This is a genomic window from Terribacillus sp. DMT04, from assembly GCF_019056395.1.
Lineage (GTDB): Bacteria > Bacillota > Bacilli > Bacillales > Amphibacillaceae > Terribacillus > Terribacillus aidingensis_A.
In genome coordinates this window covers 1,972,092-1,989,881 of record NZ_CP077639.1, presented here as the reverse complement: position 1 = coordinate 1,989,881, position 17,790 = coordinate 1,972,092, and the positions used below count along the sequence as shown (strand labels likewise).

19 protein-coding genes are annotated in these 17,790 nt (G+C 43.7%); all 19 read left to right on the top strand.

Translation table 11 applies throughout. The features are described 5' to 3' along the window. Positions 1 to 7 precede the first annotated feature (7 nt). The 19 genes from KS242_RS10575 to glyS all read left to right on the top strand — a co-directional run bounded on the left by KS242_RS10575 (position 8) and on the right by glyS (position 17,768). Positions 8 to 754, top strand: coding sequence for a 16S rRNA (uracil(1498)-N(3))-methyltransferase (locus KS242_RS10575; protein ID WP_217321315.1), 747 nt, complete (start codon positions 8 to 10; stop codon positions 752 to 754). Positions 755 to 764: 10 nt separating this feature from the next. Beyond that, the gene (gene mtaB / locus KS242_RS10570) at positions 765 to 2,111 is read left to right on the top strand and encodes a tRNA (N(6)-L-threonylcarbamoyladenosine(37)-C(2))-methylthiotransferase MtaB (protein ID WP_217321314.1); all 1,347 of its coding nucleotides are present in this window, start codon (positions 765 to 767) and stop codon (positions 2,109 to 2,111) included. A gap of 25 nt (positions 2,112 to 2,136) precedes the next feature. Then, positions 2,137 to 2,802 (top strand): deoxyribose-phosphate aldolase, encoded by a 666-nt coding sequence (gene deoC / locus KS242_RS10565; RefSeq protein ID WP_217321313.1) that lies wholly within the window; start codon positions 2,137 to 2,139, stop codon positions 2,800 to 2,802. A 141-nt stretch (positions 2,803 to 2,943) separates the two neighbouring features. After that, entirely contained in the window at positions 2,944 to 3,117 is a 174-nt protein-coding gene (gene rpsU, locus KS242_RS10560) for a 30S ribosomal protein S21 (protein WP_077308578.1), read from the top strand. Between the two features lie 21 nt (positions 3,118 to 3,138). Then, the gene (locus KS242_RS10555) at positions 3,139 to 3,585 is read left to right on the top strand and encodes a GatB/YqeY domain-containing protein (RefSeq protein WP_217321312.1); all 447 of its coding nucleotides are present in this window, start codon (positions 3,139 to 3,141) and stop codon (positions 3,583 to 3,585) included. A 161-nt stretch (positions 3,586 to 3,746) separates the two neighbouring features. Continuing rightward, entirely contained in the window at positions 3,747 to 4,448 is a 702-nt protein-coding gene (locus KS242_RS10550) for an NfeD family protein (RefSeq protein ID WP_217321311.1), read from the top strand. Next, complete coding sequence (floA, locus tag KS242_RS10545) at positions 4,445 to 5,437, top strand: flotillin-like protein FloA (protein ID WP_077308584.1); 993 nt, start codon at positions 4,445 to 4,447, stop codon at positions 5,435 to 5,437. The genes KS242_RS10550 and floA overlap by 4 nt, the downstream gene beginning before the upstream one ends. Before the next feature lie 22 nt (positions 5,438 to 5,459). Beyond that, complete coding sequence (locus KS242_RS10540; RefSeq protein WP_217321310.1) at positions 5,460 to 5,903, top strand: hypothetical protein; 444 nt, start codon at positions 5,460 to 5,462, stop codon at positions 5,901 to 5,903. Positions 5,904 to 6,113: 210 nt separating this feature from the next. Next, entirely contained in the window at positions 6,114 to 6,395 is a 282-nt protein-coding gene (gene yqfC / locus KS242_RS10535) for a sporulation protein YqfC (RefSeq protein WP_179106540.1), read from the top strand. A gap of 23 nt (positions 6,396 to 6,418) precedes the next feature. After that, on the top strand, positions 6,419 to 7,654 hold the full coding sequence (yqfD, locus tag KS242_RS10530; RefSeq protein WP_217321309.1) for a sporulation protein YqfD: 1,236 nt from the start codon (positions 6,419 to 6,421) through the stop codon (positions 7,652 to 7,654). 2 nt (positions 7,655 to 7,656) lie between these two features. Further along, positions 7,657 to 8,613, top strand: a complete 957-nt coding sequence (locus KS242_RS10525) for a PhoH family protein (RefSeq protein WP_097041509.1) — start codon at positions 7,657 to 7,659, stop codon at positions 8,611 to 8,613. Between the two features lie 57 nt (positions 8,614 to 8,670). Then, positions 8,671 to 10,785, top strand: a complete 2,115-nt coding sequence (locus tag KS242_RS10520; protein WP_254391687.1) for an HD family phosphohydrolase — start codon at positions 8,671 to 8,673, stop codon at positions 10,783 to 10,785. Beyond that, positions 10,785 to 11,258, top strand: coding sequence for an rRNA maturation RNase YbeY (ybeY, locus tag KS242_RS10515; RefSeq protein ID WP_217321308.1), 474 nt, complete (start codon positions 10,785 to 10,787; stop codon positions 11,256 to 11,258). Before KS242_RS10520 ends, ybeY begins: the two co-directional genes overlap by 1 nt. Next, positions 11,227 to 11,607, top strand: a complete 381-nt coding sequence (locus KS242_RS10510; protein ID WP_217321307.1) for a diacylglycerol kinase family protein — start codon at positions 11,227 to 11,229, stop codon at positions 11,605 to 11,607. Before ybeY ends, KS242_RS10510 begins: the two co-directional genes overlap by 32 nt. Positions 11,608 to 12,560: 953 nt before the next feature. Further along, positions 12,561 to 13,469 carry a GTPase Era gene (gene era, locus KS242_RS10505; protein ID WP_097041504.1) on the top strand — a complete coding sequence of 303 codons (909 nt, stop codon included), beginning with the start codon at positions 12,561 to 12,563 and terminating at the stop codon, positions 13,467 to 13,469. 109 nt (positions 13,470 to 13,578) lie between these two features. Further along, positions 13,579 to 13,737, top strand: a complete 159-nt coding sequence (locus tag KS242_RS18330; protein WP_077308600.1) for a YqzL family protein — start codon at positions 13,579 to 13,581, stop codon at positions 13,735 to 13,737. A gap of 23 nt (positions 13,738 to 13,760) precedes the next feature. Further along, positions 13,761 to 14,504, top strand: a complete 744-nt coding sequence (gene recO, locus KS242_RS10495) for a DNA repair protein RecO (RefSeq protein WP_217321306.1) — start codon at positions 13,761 to 13,763, stop codon at positions 14,502 to 14,504. A gap of 296 nt (positions 14,505 to 14,800) precedes the next feature. Next, a complete protein-coding gene (glyQ, locus tag KS242_RS10490; protein ID WP_217321305.1) occupies positions 14,801 to 15,691 on the top strand; it encodes a glycine--tRNA ligase subunit alpha in 891 nt (296 codons plus the stop codon). Next, entirely contained in the window at positions 15,681 to 17,768 is a 2,088-nt protein-coding gene (glyS, locus tag KS242_RS10485; RefSeq protein WP_217321304.1) for a glycine--tRNA ligase subunit beta, read from the top strand. Before glyQ ends, glyS begins: the two co-directional genes overlap by 11 nt. Positions 17,769 to 17,790: the final 22 nt, after the last annotated feature.

Here is a 17,790-nt window from a genome sequence, read left to right as displayed (position 1 = left end):
TGAGCGGATGCAGCGCTATTTCGTAGAAACTGCCAATTGGCAGGACGACCAAATTACGTTAGATGGACAAGATGCACATCATATTATACGTGTTATGCGTATGAATGAAGGCGATCAAATTATCTGTGTCCATCCGGACGGACATGCGGCAAAGTGTACGATAGACGCTTTTACTGCCGACTCCGTCTTGGTTTCTGAAACAGAGTCCTTGGACTTGAATACGGAAATGCCGGTATCGGTCACGATTGCGCAAGGATTGCCAAAAGGCGATAAACTGGAGTTGATTGTGCAAAAAGGTACAGAACTTGGAGCAGCTGGTTTTGTTCCTTTTCAGGCGGCCAGGTCCGTTGTAAAATGGGATGAGAAAAAGAAAGACAAGAAACGTCAAAGGCTTGAGAAGATTGCCAAGGAAGCTGCAGAGCAGTCCAGCCGTCAGACAATACCTTTAATAGAAGATGTATTATCTTTTCAGGCCTTGCTGCAGAGCAGCGATACATACAAGCATAAATTGTTCGCTTATGAAGAAGCTGCTAAAGGACTGAAAGCAGACCCGCTGCGTGTAGTTTTTGAGAGTATTTCTCCTGAAGATAATGTACTAGTTGTTGTCGGACCAGAAGGCGGATTTAGCGAAACAGAGGCAGATTCGCTGCAGCAGAATGGTTTCTTACCTGTTCGTTTGGGACCGCGTATTTTACGCACGGAAACTGCTCCCATGTATATGTTGGCTAGTTTATCGTACCATTTTGAAGAATGAGGTGTTTTTCATGCCTACAGTGGCATTTCATACATTAGGCTGTAAAGTGAATCATTACGAAACAGAAGGTATCTGGCAGAAATTCAAGGCAGAAGGCTATGAAAGAGTTGATTTCGACCATCAGTCTGATGTGTATGTAATCAACACTTGCACAGTTACGAATACGGGTGATAAAAAAAGCCGTCAAATTATTCGCCGAGCTGTACGTAAGAACCCAGAGGGCGTTATTTGTGTAACGGGTTGTTATGCGCAAACATCTCCTGGTGAAATTATGGAAATTCCAGGAGTTGATATCGTAGTTGGTACACAAGGCCGCGATAAAATGATTGCGCACATCGAAGAATTCAAGAAAACGAAGGAACCAATTAATGGTGTTTCCAACATTATGAAGAACCGCGTATTCGAGGAAATGGATGTGCCGGCATTTACAGATCGTACACGTGCCTCTCTGAAAATTCAGGAAGGCTGTAACAACTTCTGTACCTTCTGTATCATCCCATGGTCCCGCGGTCTTTTGCGCTCTCGGAACCCCGAGGATGTGATGAATCAAGCACAGCAGCTTGTAGATGCCGGCTATAAGGAGATTGTTCTTACAGGCATTCATACGGCTGGTTACGGCGAAGATATGCAAGATTATAATTTTGCTAAATTGTTACGTGAATTAGAAGCAAACGTTCGCGGCTTGAAACGTATTCGTATTTCTTCTATTGAAGCGAGTCAAATTACCGATGAAGTGATTCAAGTGCTGGACGAGTCCGAGAAGATTGTCCGTCATTTGCATATCCCGCTGCAGTCGGGATCTGACTCCGTGCTGACACGTATGCGTCGTAAATATTCCGCAGATTATTACCGCAGCAAGATTGAAAAAGTGAAGAAAGCATTGCCTAATTTAGCGATTACAAGTGATGTTATCGTAGGTTTTCCAGGTGAGACGGAAGAGGAATTCATGGAGACATATCGGTTTATCCAAGAAGTTGGTTATAGCGAGCTTCATGTATTTCCATACTCCAAGCGGACTGGGACACCGGCTGCACGTATGACCGATCAAGTGGATGATGAAACCAAAAATGAGCGTGTGCATCGTCTGATTGCGCTTTCTGATCAGCAAGCGAAGGAATATGCTTCCCAGTTTGAAAATGAAGTGTTAGAAGTTATTCCGGAAGAACTTTATGATGAGAACGAATCAAATACAGTATATGTTGGCTATACAGACAACTATCTGAAAGTGAAATTTGAAGCAACACCAGATATGATCGGTAAAATTGTCCGCGTAAAACTGACAAAAGCCGGTTATCCATATAACGAAGGCCAGTTTGTCCGCGTCATGGAAGAGGAAAAAACAAGCGTATCTATTTAACTTGACTATAAAGGGGTTAGTTCACTTGGAAAACATTGCAGCATATATTGATCACACACTCTTAAAACCGGATGCTACGAAAGAACAGATTGATGTCATTGTCGAGGAAGCGGCAGCACATAAGTTTGCTTCTGTTTGTGTAAATCCATACTGGGTTTCTTATTGTGCAGATAAATTGCAAGGCACAGATGTAAAAGTTTGTACGGTTATTGGCTTCCCGCTTGGTGCATCAACTAGCGCTGTAAAAGCGCTGGAGACAAAGGATGCAATTGAAAAAGGCGCTGGAGAAATTGATATGGTCATTAATATTGGTGCTTTAAAATCAGGTGATTTGGTAACGGTTGAGTCTGATATTCGTGCGGTTACAGAAGCAGCTAACGGCGTTTTGACAAAGGTTATCATTGAAACAGCTTTGCTGACAGAAGAAGAAAAAGTAACAGCTTGTGAGCTTGCCGTAAAAGCTGGAGCAGACTATGTTAAAACGTCTACTGGATTTTCCGGCGGAGGAGCGACAGTGGCTGATATCGCCTTGATGCGTAAAACTGTCGGACCAGATATCGGCGTCAAAGCTTCCGGCGGCGTTCGTGATCGTGAAGCTACACTGGCGATGATTGAGACAGGTGCTACTCGAATTGGTGCTAGCGCAGGCGTACAAATTATTGCCGGCGGTGCAGGTACAAGCGACTATTAATAGTATTTTTCATGAAATATGCTGTATTATGCACCTTTCTATTGACCAGGATTTAGCATTATATTATAATGAGCAAAGACATATGCAGCAGTGCATATGAGATAGCACATTGTTGTATGCTTCGGAGGGAGGGAAATTAGCATGTCAAACACTACTCGCGTTCGCAAAAACGAGTCTCTTGAAGATGCTCTTCGTCGCTTTAAGCGCACAGTTTCTAAAAGCGGTACTCTATCTGAATACCGTAAGCGTGAATTCTACGAAAAACCTAGTGTTCGTCGCAAGAAAAAATCTGAGGCGGCTAGAAAGCGTAAGTAAGTAAAGAGGGTGCAAAGAGATATGTCATTAACAGAACGTCTGAACCAGGATATGAAGACTGCGATGAAAGCAAGGGACAAGGAAACGCTTAGCGTAATCCGGATGGTGAAAGCCAGCTTGCAAAACGAAGCAATTCGTACTGGTAATGACACGCTGTCAGAAGATGAAGAACTTACCGTTTTATCTCGAGAGGTAAAACAACGAAAAGATTCCCTCCAAGAATTCCAAGAAGCTGGACGCGATGACCTGGTACAAAAACAAGAAGCTGAGCTTCAAGTTTTAAAAGGTTATATGCCGGAACAGCTTTCGGAAGAAGAACTTGAAGACGTCATTAAACAAACCATCACGGAGGTAGGAGCTACTTCCAAGAAAGACATGGGCTCAGTAATGAGTGCTGTCATGCCGAAAGTAAAAGGTAAAACTGATGGTTCTTTAGTTAATAAAATCGTGAATAAGCACTTGTCTTAACTGATAGTTATATGAATATCTGAGAAAATCCCAGTCACTAATGTGGCTGGGATTTTCTTTTAGAAAATACTGCCGCCAAAAATGAAACCTTTTCTTATTTGAGACGTAAGAGTAAACTGTACATAACAACTGCAACAAACAAGTCGTTCAGGAGGATTCACATGCTGCACTATATTGAGGTTAGTACCCTGCAAACGGCAACATTCTCTTTTGGCGATACTATCGCGTCGTGGATTACATCACCAATTATTGTAACAATTCTTTTGTCCATCGCATTTGCTGGACTAGCGGTTGAACTGTTCACTCCTGGTTTTGGAGCAGGAGGGATACTTGGAGTAGCCGCTGCTGGAGTTTTCCTTTATGGTCACATTGCAGGAGGGTTCTTATCCGGTACGGATATACTTCTTTTGACTGCAGCTATTATTTTACTTGTCCTGGAGTTATTCGTACCAGGCGGCATGATGGGACTGCTTGGTATGATCGGTCTGCTTTGGGTTTTATTTCGCATAGCGGCAGACAAAACGGATATGATGATAAGTATAAGCATTGCATTTATTGTAACCGTTGTGGCTGTTGTTTATGTTATCCGCATTGTCGGATTTGAAAAAGGCATGTTCAAACCGATGATTCTCCAAGATACGCTAAGACCCGATAGCATCCCCAGTTTGGATTCGCTTATTGGCAAACGTGGCACAACGACTACGCCTTTGCGTCCAACAGGTGTGGCAGAGATCGAAGACAAAAAGCTGGACGTGATCACCGACGGAAGATACATTGCCAGTGGAGAAGAAATAGTTGTTATTCGTACAGAGGGAACGAAAATCATCGTCAGCTCTTTGGCGAATGAGGAGGAAAACAAATGAACCAAGAAATTCTTGTACCAATTATTATCGCTGCAGTCATTTTGATTGCATTGATCATCCTGTTTACATTCGTACCAGTGGCATTGTGGATTAGTGCCTTAGCTGCGGGTGTTAAAATCAGCATCTTTACGCTTGTTGGAATGCGGTTGCGACGTGTTATACCATCACGTGTTATCAGCCCGCTCATTAAAGCACATAAAGCGGGACTGAAGGTCGATACCAACCAGTTGGAGAGTCATTACTTGGCTGGAGGTAATGTAGACCGTGTCGTCAACGCACTCATTGCAGCGCATCGTGCGAACATTGAATTGCCATTTGAACGCTCTGCAGCAATTGACTTGGCAGGCCGTGATGTGCTGGAAGCTGTTCAAATGAGTGTTAATCCAAAAGTAATTGAAACACCTTTTATCTCTGGTGTTGCGATTGATGGTATCGAAGTAAAAGCGAAAGCCCGAATTACTGTACGAGCGAATATCGACCGTCTAGTCGGTGGTGCCGGTGAAGATACGATCATCGCACGTGTTGGGGAAGGTATTGTTAGTACAATTGGTAGCTCGGAGAACCATTCCAATGTCTTGGAAAATCCAGATAAAATTTCTCATAATGTATTGAACCGCGGCTTGGATTCCGGAACAGCTTTTGAAATTCTGTCTATTGATATTGCTGATATTGATATTGGCAAAAACATTGGCGCAATACTGCAGACAGACCAAGCTGAGGCGGATAAAAATATCGCACAAGCAAAAGCAGAAGAGCGCCGGGCAATGGCGGTCGCACAAGAGCAAGAAAACTTGGCACGTGTACAAGAGATGCGTGCAAAAGTTGTGGAAGCGGAAGCTGATGTACCACTTGCCCTTGCTGAAGCGCTTCGTTCCGGGAACATGGGTGTAATGGATTATATGAACTATCAAAATATCAATGCTGATACGACGATGCGAGACAGCATCGGCGGTTTACCGCAAGGCGACAAAGAAGATAACGAGCTGTAAGCTTTAGAAAGGTGGCGGGAACATGTCCGACTTACTGCAGTTTCTTGTTCCGCTCGTAATTGCTGGCATTGTATTTTTGGTCAATCAAGCTGGTAAAAAAGGTGACCAAGAAAAACAAGATCCAAGGCGGACGCAGCCTCCAGTGAAAAACTGGCAGGAGAAACAGTCTAGCAAAAGCAAGGAGCGCCCCGCAGCGCAGCATACACAAACAAAAGCACCTGAATTAGTGCAAGCAGAGCAGACAGCAGAAGAGCTGATACACAGAGCTGATAATGCGATTGAACAGGTAAAGTCAGTTCAGAAAGCCGTTCCTGCTCGTCAGCATGCCAACAATTCTGCTGCCAAACCAATTCGTATAACGCGCCCAAGTAGCAGACAACTGGCAGAACAGGTCATCTGGTCTGAAATACTGGGAGAATCGCGAGCAAAAAAACCGCATCAAGCATTTAAAAAGCGAGTCCGCTAAGGGCTCGCTTTTTTGCCTTCCAGATTGCCTTCCAGATTGCCTTCCAGATTGCCTTCCAGATTGCCTTCCAGATTGCCTTCCAGATTGCCTTCCAGATTGCCTTCCAGATTGCCTTCCAGATTGCCTTCCAGATTGCCTTCCAGATCTGCCCATCAATTGTTCTTTCTTGCTTCTCTGCAACATAGAATGTGCTGAGGGGAGCTGATGAGGATGAAAAAATGGCAACAGCGGATCGGAAACTGGTTCACTGAGCACCTAGATATGCCTGCTGATGTGGTGCTGGAACTCCCTCGTATAACGACCATTGGTCACTTTCACGCCTATATCGAGAATCACAGAGGGTTAATCCTCTTTTCCGATAACGAACTTCGACTGCGGCTTAACACAGGTTTCCTGCTCATAACAGGAGAGTCCTTCGTATTGAAGGTCATGCTGCCGGAGGAAATACTGCTTGAGGGAAAAATGAAGGAATTTAAATTCATCGAATCATAAGCATGCGGAGCGGGGAGGTACGTATGAAGAAACACACACAGGACATCTACTTTACTGGATATGTAACAGTCCTAATAAAAGGCGATAGACCAGAGCTGTTTTTTAATCAGCTTGTTCAGGAGAAGGTTCTGGTCTGGGATATCGTCAAGCAGGACCATCAAACATGCGAAGCGAAAATCAGAAAGCAGGATATAAGTAAGCTTCGCATGAAACGAAGGAGGACAGGCTATAAAGTTCAATTTCGTTCAAAGCATGGCTTTCCGTTTCTCTTCACTTCAATTTTGCGTAAAAAACCTTTGCTGCTAGGTATTCTTATAAGCATATTAAGTATCTTTCTCCTTTCCAATACCGTCTGGAAGATTGATATTAAAGGCGTTAGTCCCGAATTGGAGCATCAAATTGAAACGCAGCTCGACGAATATGGCGTACGTCTAGGAGCATTCAAATTGACTTTAGGTGCGCCGGTTGATATTCAGCAGCGGTTATTACAGGATATTCCTGAGCTTTTATGGATAGGAGTGCAAGAAAAAGGGACAACCTATGCATTAGAAGGTGTGCCAAAGACGATTGTAAAAGAAAAGGAACAACCTGGACCACGTCATCTTGTTGCGAAAAAAAAGGGTGTCATTGTGGACATGTTTGTCTCAGAAGGGGCGCCGCAAGTTGGAGTCCATGATTATGTGGAACCTGGAGATGTTTTAGTATCCGGTTTAATTGGTAAGGATCCGCCTGCTGCAACAGATGAAGAGGAAGCAGAAAAACCGGAAGACACGCGTAAACAGGTTGCTGCTACAGGCAATGTTATTGCTCGTACGTGGTATAATGTATCTGTATCTGTTCCGCTTAACGAAACGTATACCGTACTGAGCGGCAACCAGAAGACCAAATACGCTGCACAGTTTGGTGAAAAGTTTCGAGTGCCGTTTTGGGGGTTCGGTGATTCCGGCTATCAAGACGCACAAGAACAAACCTCTACCCGTTATTTACGTTTTCTCCGCTGGAAGCTTCCTTTAGGAGTTACGAAAACTACCGAATATGAGCGGGTCTCCAAACAGGTGAAGCGGACGAAAGAAGAAGCCAAAGCGCAGGCGGTAAAGCTGGCTAATCAAGATCTTCAGCTGCAAATCGGCAAAGAGTCTGACATTATTTCTCAAAAAATTTTACATGAGACTGTCGAGAATGGTAAAGTTAAATTAATCTTATACTTTCAAGTTAATGAAGATATTGCAACATCTCAACCTTTATCTCAAGGAGATTGATTATGCCCGAAGACGTGAAACGTGTGAACTTACAATTAAAAGATACCAATGAAACATTAGCTTTATTCGGTACAGAAGACCGTCATCTTAAGCAAATTGAAGAACAATTTCAAGTATCCATCGTGACTCGCGGTGAAGAAGTTCGGGTAACCGGAAGAGAAGAAGATGTACGATTAACCGAAGAGCTGCTGCAAGCCCTGTCAGCTGTCATTAGACGTGGAATCCCAATTGGGGAACGTGATGTTGTATATGCAGTCGAATTGGCTAAAAAGGACAGCCTTGATCAATTTGAAACATTATTTGATGATGAAATAACAAAGAATGCAAAAGGAAAATCAATTCGAGTCAAAACGTTAGGTCAGCGCAGCTATGTGAATGGCATCAAATCGCATGACTTAGTTTTCGGTATTGGTCCTGCCGGTACGGGTAAAACCTACTTGGCAGTTGTCATGGCCGTCAATGCTTTGAAAAAAGGTATTGTCAAACGGATTATCCTGACCCGGCCAGCAGTGGAAGCTGGGGAAAGCCTTGGATTCCTCCCGGGTGATTTAAAGGAGAAGGTAGATCCGTATCTCCGTCCTCTGTACGATGCACTGCATGATGTTATGGGACTGGAGCAGACAACAAGACTGATTGAGCGCGGTACAATAGAGATTGCGCCGCTTGCATATATGCGCGGACGTACGTTGGATGACGCATTTGTCATTTTGGATGAAGCTCAGAATACAACGAATGCCCAGATGAAGATGTTTCTGACACGACTTGGCTTTGGTTCTAAAATGGTTATTACAGGCGACATTACACAGATTGACTTGCCAAAAGGCGCAGCTTCTGGTTTACGCTCTGTGGAAACAAGGCTTAGCAATGTAAAAGGTGTCTTTTTCACTTACTTGAAACAGACAGACGTTGTGCGTCACCCGCTTGTACAACGTATCATTGACGCATACGAATCAGAATAAAAAGCGAAAGGCCCGATATCGGGTCTTTTTCCGTTCGAGCGGACAGGAGGATAGAAAGTGGCTGGTAAAAAGTTCACAAATCTGTTCAAAAGGAAAGCCAAAACCGGTAATCGTACGATTATCCTAATCGGAGCTTTACTGCTTGGGTGCTTTTTCTTTATTGCGACAGCTTCTAACGTAATGACGAGAAATTATGATGTGCAGATCTATGATACAGCGAGTGAAACAATCCGGTCGCCTATTACAATTGAGAACGAAGCAGAGACAGAAAGGCAGCGGCAGGAAGCGGGACAGCAAATAGACGATCGCTACACCGTTTCCGCAGAGATCACCGAAGCGAAGACAGATGCTGTAGATGAAATTTTCACTGCAATTGGGCAAGTCAATGATAGTGAAAAGTCGACAGATAAAAGAGTCGAGGACATCAAGCAGCTGCTTTCGGAATCGATTAAGGAAGAGCTGACTGATCGGCAAATCGCCCAGCTTGTCCAAATACCAACAGAAGAAAGACAGATCAGTGAAAAGGTCTTTACGGATGCGATGACAGACTTTTTGGAGGATGGTGTAAAACGGGATGAGGTGCAGAAGAGACAGGAAGAAATGCGCGAGCGAATTAACTATGCGGATGTTTCCAGCAATACGAAGGAAGCCCTGCGTTCTCTGACAAGTTTTGCAATTGTGCAGAATGCTTCATTTGATGCGCAAGCAACTGCTTCTCAAAAAGCAGAAGCTCGGCAAAACGTTGCATCTGTTATGATCCGTGCAGGAGAGATAATTGTACAAGAAGGCCAGACAATTACAAATGATGTATATGAGGAATTAGAGCTTGTTGGTTTGTTAAATTCAACGAGAAATGTGCTGCCACTGATTGGACTCGTCTTGCTGCTAGCACTCCTGACTGGCATATTATCATTTGAAACCATACATACAACAAAGAAAAACACGAAAGCAAATAAATCGGTACTGCTATTTGTATTCTTGCTAATTTGCGTATCTGTTATCCTGCTTAAGTTAATTAGTGTGATAGGATCTACCGAAACGCATTATTATTTGCTGCTGCCAACTGCAGTTGCCGCTGTGCTGTTTCGACATTTATTAAGTGAGCGATTTGCTATCTGTTACAGCATCGTCTACAGTATACTGGCTGGGGTTATCCTGAATGATGAGATACCCGGTTCACTCAATATGGAGGCTGCGCTTTACTTTCTCTTTGCGCAGCTCGCGGCAGTTTATGCTATACGTTATGTGAAAGAAAAAGGAGCAATGGCAAAGGCGCTATTATTCTTGGGAAGTGTACAAATTATTAGTGTTTTGTTATTTGTATTCTTTGCTTTCGAGAAATATACCTGGGATGTAATAATCATTTATTGCGGTTTTGCAGCATTGTCAGCCTTGCTTACTGTTATTCTTGTTGCTGGTATCCTACCGTTTGCTGAAACAGGTTTTGGCGTTTTATCGGAGACAAAACTGCTCATGCTCTCGAAGCCAAATCATCCGCTGCTGAAAAAGATTTTGACTGACGCACCAGGAACATATCATCACAGCATCATGGTAGCAAATCTGAGTGAAGCGGCATGCGAAGCCATCGGAGCCGATGGTTTGCTCGCCAGAGTAGGTGCTTATTATCATGACCTCGGTAAAACAAGACAGCCGCAGCTTTTCATTGAGAATCAAATGGGCCGAAAAAACCCGCACGATCATTTATCACCGCGCCAAAGTGCAGAGATTATTATTCGTCATCCTTATGATGGAGCCAAAATGTTGCAGGACAACCATTTTCCGAAAGAAATTGTGGATATGGCAAAACAGCATCATGGTACGTCGTTATTGAAGTTTTTTTATTACAAAGAAAAGGAATATAATAAAGATGTAACCGAAGACACGTATCGTTACCCTGGCCCAAGACCCGCTACAAAAGAAACTGCGGTTTTGTCGATTTGTGATTCGGTAGAAGCAGCTGTACGTTCCATGAAGGAACCGACACAGGAGAAGATTCGCAGTCTGGTCGATTCTATTATCAAAGACAAATTAATGGATGGCCAGCTTGATTGTGCACCTTTGACCATGCAGGATTTGCAGGAGATAAAAGATGCAATCTGCCAGGCGCTTACGGGGATATTCCATTCCCGTATTGAATACCCAGATGAAGAGAAAGTGAAGGAGGCAAATTAATGCATATTGATTTTCATGATAATACAAATTCTGTCACAGAAGACTATATTGATCTGATTGACAGATTAATTCAATACGCTGCAGATGCAGAGGACATTACGAAGGAGGCGGAGATCTCTATTACGTTTGTTGATAATGAGGAGATTCAGGTGATTAACCGAAATTATCGCCAAAAAGATACCCCGACAGATGTTATCTCTTTTGCCATGCAAGAAGAAGGAGAAGGCGAGACACAGATTATTGGAGAAGAACTTCCAGTCGTCTACGGGGATATAATTATTTCCGTTGATATGGCGAAAGAGCAGGCGGAGGAATATGAGCATAGTTTGGAGCGCGAGCTTGGTTTTCTTGCTTTACATGGATTCCTCCACTTGCTTGGCTATGATCATATGAATGAAGCAGATGAAAAGAAGATGTTCGGAAGACAAGAGGAGATTTTGAATGGCTTCGGACTCAAACGAGAAGAAAACTAAGACCGGCATTGGATTTCGCTATGCGTGGAACGGTATTCGATGGACATTTGTCCATGAGAGGAATTTTCGGATCCATACAATAGCGACGTTCCTTGTTCTGTTAGCGGGCGTGCTGTTTCGTATAGAAGCAGCAGAGTGGGCGGCTGTGCTCTTAAGCATCGGTTTTGTCATCGTGACAGAGATGATTAACACAGTCGTCGAACTCATGATGGACCACCTGTCACCAGAACAAAGCAAAGCAGTCGGCCTAATCAAGGATATCTCAGCGGGTGCTGTCTTTGTTGCAGCCATTACCGCTATTTGTGTCGGCTTGATTGTTTTCATACCGGAATTGCTTTCTGTTTTGTAAAAACCGTTCTTTATGGACGGTTTTTCTTGTGAGGACAGGAGGCAGGAGAGAGGCTGGGGTTTCTTACGTGTTCTCGGATTTAGTTTTCTGCATCCAGCTCCGAGAACCAGAAACTTCGCCATAAGCGATAAATCCCTGCGTAAGGAAAAACGCCTTACTCCGGGCTTTCTCACTTATTTCTTCGTTTCTGAACGGTCTTTTCCGCTTTTGATTGTCGTCTAGCTCCAAAGGCCAGAAACTACACCATAAGCGATAAGTCCCTGCGTAAGGAAAATCGCCTTACTCTGGGCCTTCTCACTTATCGTTCCGTTTCTAACCGGCCTTTTCCGCTTTTGATTGTCGTCTAGCTCCGAGAACCAGAAACTTCGCCATAAGCGATAAGTCCCTGCGTAAGGAAAATCGCCTTACTCTGGGCCTTCTCACTTATTTCTTCGTTTCTAACCGGTTCTCTCCGCTTTTGATTGTCGTCCAGCTCCGAAGACCAGAAACTGCGTTGTAAGCAATAAATCCCGACGTGGGAACAGCACCCACTCTGGGCTTTCTTGCTTACCACTTCGTTTCTGAACGGTCTTCTCCGCTTTTGATTGTCGTCCAGCTCCGAAGACCAGAAACTGCGTTGTAAGCAATAAATCCCGACGTGGGAACTGCACCCACTCTGGGCTTTCTTGCTTACCACTTCGTTTCTAAACGGTCTTCTCCGCTTTTGATTGTCGTCTAGCTCCAAAGGCCAGAAACTACACCATAAGCGATAAGTCCCTGCGTAAGGAAAATCGCCTTACTCTGGGCCTTCTCACTTATCGTTCCGTTTCTAACCGGCCTTTTCCGCTTTTGATTTTAATAAGACCTTTTGTCGAATGGGTGAAGTGGCGGGGGATTTGTAGTAAGATAGAGATACAACATTTTAATAGTACTTGAGGTTATTGTCGTACTAGTACTTGGAGGAATATAACAGCATGGTAGAAGAATTTCGTTCTGGTTTTATTTCCATCATCGGGAGACCGAATGTAGGAAAATCAACTTTGTTAAATCGTTTCGTGGGGCAGAAAATTGCTATTATGAGTGATAAGCCGCAGACGACGCGTAATCGGATTCAAGGGGTGCTTTCACAAGATGACGCACAGTTCATCTTTATTGATACGCCTGGTATCCATAAACCGAAGCATAAGCTCGGTGATTTTATGGTAAAGACTGCAGAAAACACAATGAATGAAGTGGACGCTGTCATGTTTATGGTCAATGCAGAGGAAGGCTATGGACGGGGAGATCAGTTCATTCTTGAGCGGCTGCAGAAGGTTAACAATCCAGTTTTCCTTGTTTTGAATAAAATTGATAAGATTCACCCAGATAAGCTTTTTGAACTTATCGAGCAGTATAAGGACAAGTTGGATTTTGCAGAGATTGTTCCTATTAGTGCACTGGAAGGAAACAACACGGCTCATTTATTGGATACGTTAAAGGGCTATCTTCCAGAAGGACCGCAGTATTACCCTGAAGATCAAGTAACAGATCATCCGGAGCGTTTCATTGTTAGTGAATTGATTCGTGAAAAGGTACTGCATTTAACACGTGAAGAAATACCGCATTCAATTGCTGTGGTTATTGAAGCAATTGAGAATCGTCATAGCACAACCGAGAAAGTTTTCATTCAGGCGACAATTGTAACGGAACGTAAATCCCAAAAAGGAATCATTATTGGTAAGCAAGGCAGTATGCTGAAACAAGTTGGTAAACTTGCGCGCAGAGATATAGAAATGCTGCTTGGTAGTAAGGTATTTCTTGAACTTTGGGTGAAAGTGCAGCCAGACTGGCGGAACAAGCAAGCGCAGCTTAATGATTACGGATTTAGCCGCGACGAATATTAAGTCAATGGTAATATTTGAAGCACATGGATTCTGAAGAAGGTGTCATCCTAAGAAGGAGATAGTTTTGTATTTCATTTCTAAAAAAAACACATAGAAAGGTGGACTTCCTGTGATTGATTTCCATTGGCAAATCTTTAGCAAGACCGGGAGTATTGAAACCTACTTATTGATGAAAGAAATTGAAACGATGTACAATTCACTCATACCTCCAAGACAAGATAACATCATAGAACTTCCGAACTATAATCGGCTTCAATCGAAAATGTAAGCAACAGGAGTGGGGAGAGAGCGTTGCTCCAAAACATAGAAGGAATTATTCTGCGCACGCAGGATTACGGGGAAACTCATAAGATTATTACAATCTTTACGGAAGATCGCGGCAAGGTTGCTGTGATGGCCCGAGGGGCGAAGAAACCAAAGAGCCGGATGGCGGCTATTGCCCAGCCGTTCATCTATGGATCGTTTCTTGTACAAATTGGTTCAGGTATGGGAGCCATGCAGCAAGGCGAGCCGCTTCAAAGTTTCCGTGGCATTCGAGAAGATATCGTAAAGACAGCTTATGCTTCTTATATCGCAGAAATGACAGATAAACTGACAGATAACAATAAGCCTGACCCAGACTTGTTCCGTCAGCTGCTTCAAGTGCTCGAATGGATCAATGACGGAAAAGATGCAGATGTATTACGTATTATTTATGAGTTGAAGATGTTCCGCCGCGGCGGCTTTGCACCGGCCGTGCATCAATGTGTAAATTGCGGAAATACAGAATTGCCTTACAAATTTTCTATACCAGAGGGCGGCATGCTTTGTCGTCGGTGTATGCATTTGGACCACGATGCTTACGTTTTATCCGATAAGGTAACAAAGCTTTTGCAGCTTTTTACCAGTATTGATATTACCAGGATAGGTAATATATCCGTCAAGCCGGAAACAAAACGGTTGCTCAATGAGCTGCTGGATGCCTATTACGAACGTTATGGCGGATACTTCCTGAAAAGCAAAAAGTTTTTATCTCAACTAGATAAACTGCAATAAAGCTTTGTTGACAAGTAGTATGGCATTTTAGTATCATTAAGACAAAATCGACGGCTTGCGTTGAAGAAGAGTAGTATCCGTCTTACCCCCCTTTGAATAGCGAATCTGGGATAGTGAGAGCCAGATCAAAGGCAGACGGAGAAGGCACTTCTGAGCAAAAGGCAAAAAAGTGGCTTCCTTTTGGAGGCAAATAGGGTGGAACCGCGGTAATCCCGTCCCTATGCTGTTCAAACAGCATAAGGACGGGATTTTTTCGTCCATCCTGACGTTGATGAAAACAAGATGGAGGGAATCCAATGAATATCCAAAATATGATTTTGACATTACAAAAGCATTGGTCAGATCAAGGCTGTCTTCTAATGCAGGCATATGATGTAGAAAAAGGTGCCGGAACGATGAGTCCGATGACTTTATTGCGCAGCCTCGGCCCTGAGCCATGGAATGTGGCTTATGTGGAGCCTTCACGCCGCCCGGCAGATGGTCGCTACGGTGAGAATCCAAACCGTCTTTATCAGCATCACCAATTCCAGGTTATTATGAAACCATCACCTGATAATATTCAGGAACTTTATTTAGAGTCTCTTCGCAAACTGGGTATTGATCCATTAAAGCACGATATTCGATTTGTAGAAGATAACTGGGAAAACCCGACACTTGGTGCTGCTGGACTTGGCTGGGAAGTATGGTTGGATGGAATGGAAATTACCCAATTCACTTACTTCCAGCAAATCGGAGGCCTAGAAGCAAAACCAGTCTCTGTTGAGATTACATATGGTTTGGAGCGTCTTGCTTCCTACATTCAGGACAAAGAAAATGTATTTGATCTTGAGTGGACGGATGGTGTGACGGTTGCTGATATTTTCAAGCAGCCTGAATTCGAGCATTCTACGTATACATTCAAGGAATCCGATACGGATATGCTGTTCCAGCTGTTTGATATGTACGAAAAAGAAGCAAAGCGAATCATGGATCAAGGGCTTGTTTTCCCAGCTTATGACTATGTACTCAAATGTTCGCACACATTTAACTTACTTGATGCGAAGGGAGCTATCTCTGTAACAGAGCGTACCGGTTATATTGGCAGAGTGCGAAACCTAGCTAGATCTATCGCGAAGAGCTATGTAGCAGAGCGGGAGCGATTGGGCTTCCCGATGCTGAAAGAAGGAGCGGATGAGCATGCAGAATAAGGATGTATTATTCGAAATCGGTTTAGAAGAAATGCCGGCACGTTTCTTGCCTGGAACAATTAGCCAGCTAGAGGCGAAAACAGCAGAATGGCTGAAAAATCTAGGTCTTTCCTTTGATAAAGTAAAGGTACAGGCAACACCAAGACGTGTCGCAGTATCTATTTTGTCTCTATCTGAAAAGCAGCCCGATGTTGAAGAAGAAGTAAAAGGACCAGCACTTCGTATCGCGAAAGACGACGCAGGTGAATGGTCAAAAGCAGCACAAGGCTTCACACGCGGACAAGGCGCGACTGTCGAAGATATTTACACAAAAGACGTAGAGGGAACAGAATATATTTTTGTGAAGAAATTCGTAAAAGGACAGCATGCAGAAGAGCTGCTGCCATCGTTTAAGGATGTGCTTTTAAGCCTGCACTTCCCGAAAAATATGCGCTGGGGCTCTGGCAGTTTGCGTTATGCACGTCCAATACGCTGGATTGTTTCGCTTTATGGTGAATCAGTCATTCCAATGGAGGTTGCTGGAACGAAAGCATCCAATTTGACGTATGGCCACCGTTTCCTTGGAGAGACAGCAACAATTGATGAGCCTGCTAATTATGAAAAGGTATTGGCAGATCAGTTTGTTATTGTAGATCAAGTGAAACGCCAAGAGATGATTGTAGATGCTATTCATCAATTGGAAACAGCGAATGGCTGGCAAATTCCAATTGATGAGGATTTGTTGGAAGAAGTATTGTATCTGGTTGAATATCCAACCGTGTTTCATGGTGATTATGCAGCGGAATTCTTAGAATTGCCGCAAGAAGTACTAATCACAAGCATGAAGGAACATCAGCGTTATTTCCCAGTCAGAGATACTGCTGGCAAGCTGCTTCCGCATTTTATCGGTGTGCGTAACGGGAATAGTGACCACTTGGAAAACGTTGCACGCGGTAACGAGAAAGTATTACGTGCAAGACTTCAAGATGCGGAATTTTTCTACGCCGAAGATAAAGCACAGTCAATTGAGAAAAACTTAGAAAAGCTTTCTAAGATGATTTATCAAGTAGAGCTTGGTACTTTGCAGGATAAAGTCAATCGCGTGACGAAGATTGCAAGCATGATCAGTGACGCTGCAGGCGTAGACAAAGAGACTGCTGCTCGCGCCGAACGCGCAGCAAGTATTGCTAAATTTGATCTTGTAACGAACATGGTAAATGAATTTACTGAACTTCAAGGAATCATGGGGGAAAAGTATGCCCGTCATTTCGGAGAAAACGAACAGGTAGCACAAGCCATTCGGGAACAATATATGCCGAACTCCTCTCATGGCGCGCTTCCAGAGTCAACAGAAGGTACAATTGTTAGTATCGCAGACAAACTCGATACGATTATTGGAAGCATGGTCATCGGCAATGTTCCGACAGGTTCCCAAGATCCATACGGGTTGCGCCGTCAAGCAGCTGGTATTATCCAGATGCTTTTGAAAACCGATTGGCAGGTTACGGTTGAAGAACTAGTAGAGCGCACGATTGCATTATTCGAGGAACAATCGCTGCCAACTGTAGAAAGAGAAAAATACACAGAGGATATTCGCAGCTTCTTTTATCAGCGTGCGAACCAGCTGTTGAAAGAAGAACAGATAACGTATGATGTAATTGATGCCGTACTGGCCGTTCAGATTGGCAATTATCCATATGCGCTTGCCAGAGCGAAGGCGCTTGAACCGCTGCGTCAAGATGAAGCTTTTAAATCTGTCCAAGAAGCGCTTGGCCGAGTTATTAACTTGGCGAAAAAAGGATCAGATGAAGGAGTAGATGAAGCTCTATTCGAAAACGAATATGAAAAAGAGCTATATCGTATGCTGCAAGAAAAGCGTAGTGTATACATGGATGCGGCTGCGAACAGACAGGCGAAAGAAGCGCTGGATACGCTTGCGTCATTTACTGACAGCATTCACGCATTCTTTGACCATACGATGGTAATGACCGAAGATAAGAATCTAAAAACAAACCGCTTGTCGCTGTTAAATCAATTGGCTGCATTGATTTTAAGCTATGCAGATGTGACAAAAATACAGTGGAAGCAGGTCCAATGAGGGCAGTTCTTGGATAGAGGTG

Bases quoted from the DNA above. Each gene is read 5' to 3' on its own strand.
- glyQ (WP_217321305.1), top strand. From the start codon at position 14,801: ATGAATATCCAAAATATGATTTTGACATTACAAAAGCATTGGTCAGAT.
- KS242_RS10525 (WP_097041509.1), top strand. From the start codon at position 7,657: ATGCCCGAAGACGTGAAACGTGTGAACTTACAATTAAAAGATACCAAT.
- yqfD (WP_217321309.1), top strand. From the start codon at position 6,419: ATGAAGAAACACACACAGGACATCTACTTTACTGGATATGTAACAGTC.
- KS242_RS10550 (WP_217321311.1), top strand. From the start codon at position 3,747: ATGCTGCACTATATTGAGGTTAGTACCCTGCAAACGGCAACATTCTCT.
- ybeY (WP_217321308.1), top strand. From the start codon at position 10,785: ATGCATATTGATTTTCATGATAATACAAATTCTGTCACAGAAGACTAT.
- mtaB (WP_217321314.1), top strand. From the start codon at position 765: ATGCCTACAGTGGCATTTCATACATTAGGCTGTAAAGTGAATCATTAC.
- KS242_RS10575 (WP_217321315.1), top strand. From the start codon at position 8: ATGCAGCGCTATTTCGTAGAAACTGCCAATTGGCAGGACGACCAAATT.
- glyS (WP_217321304.1), top strand. From the start codon at position 15,681: ATGCAGAATAAGGATGTATTATTCGAAATCGGTTTAGAAGAAATGCCG.
- KS242_RS10555 (WP_217321312.1), top strand. From the start codon at position 3,139: ATGTCATTAACAGAACGTCTGAACCAGGATATGAAGACTGCGATGAAA.
- KS242_RS10540 (WP_217321310.1), top strand. From the start codon at position 5,460: ATGTCCGACTTACTGCAGTTTCTTGTTCCGCTCGTAATTGCTGGCATT.
- era (WP_097041504.1), top strand. From the start codon at position 12,561: ATGGTAGAAGAATTTCGTTCTGGTTTTATTTCCATCATCGGGAGACCG.
- yqfC (WP_179106540.1), top strand. From the start codon at position 6,114: ATGAAAAAATGGCAACAGCGGATCGGAAACTGGTTCACTGAGCACCTA.
- KS242_RS10510 (WP_217321307.1), top strand. From the start codon at position 11,227: ATGGCTTCGGACTCAAACGAGAAGAAAACTAAGACCGGCATTGGATTT.
- floA (WP_077308584.1), top strand. From the start codon at position 4,445: ATGAACCAAGAAATTCTTGTACCAATTATTATCGCTGCAGTCATTTTG.
- rpsU (WP_077308578.1), top strand. From the start codon at position 2,944: ATGTCAAACACTACTCGCGTTCGCAAAAACGAGTCTCTTGAAGATGCT.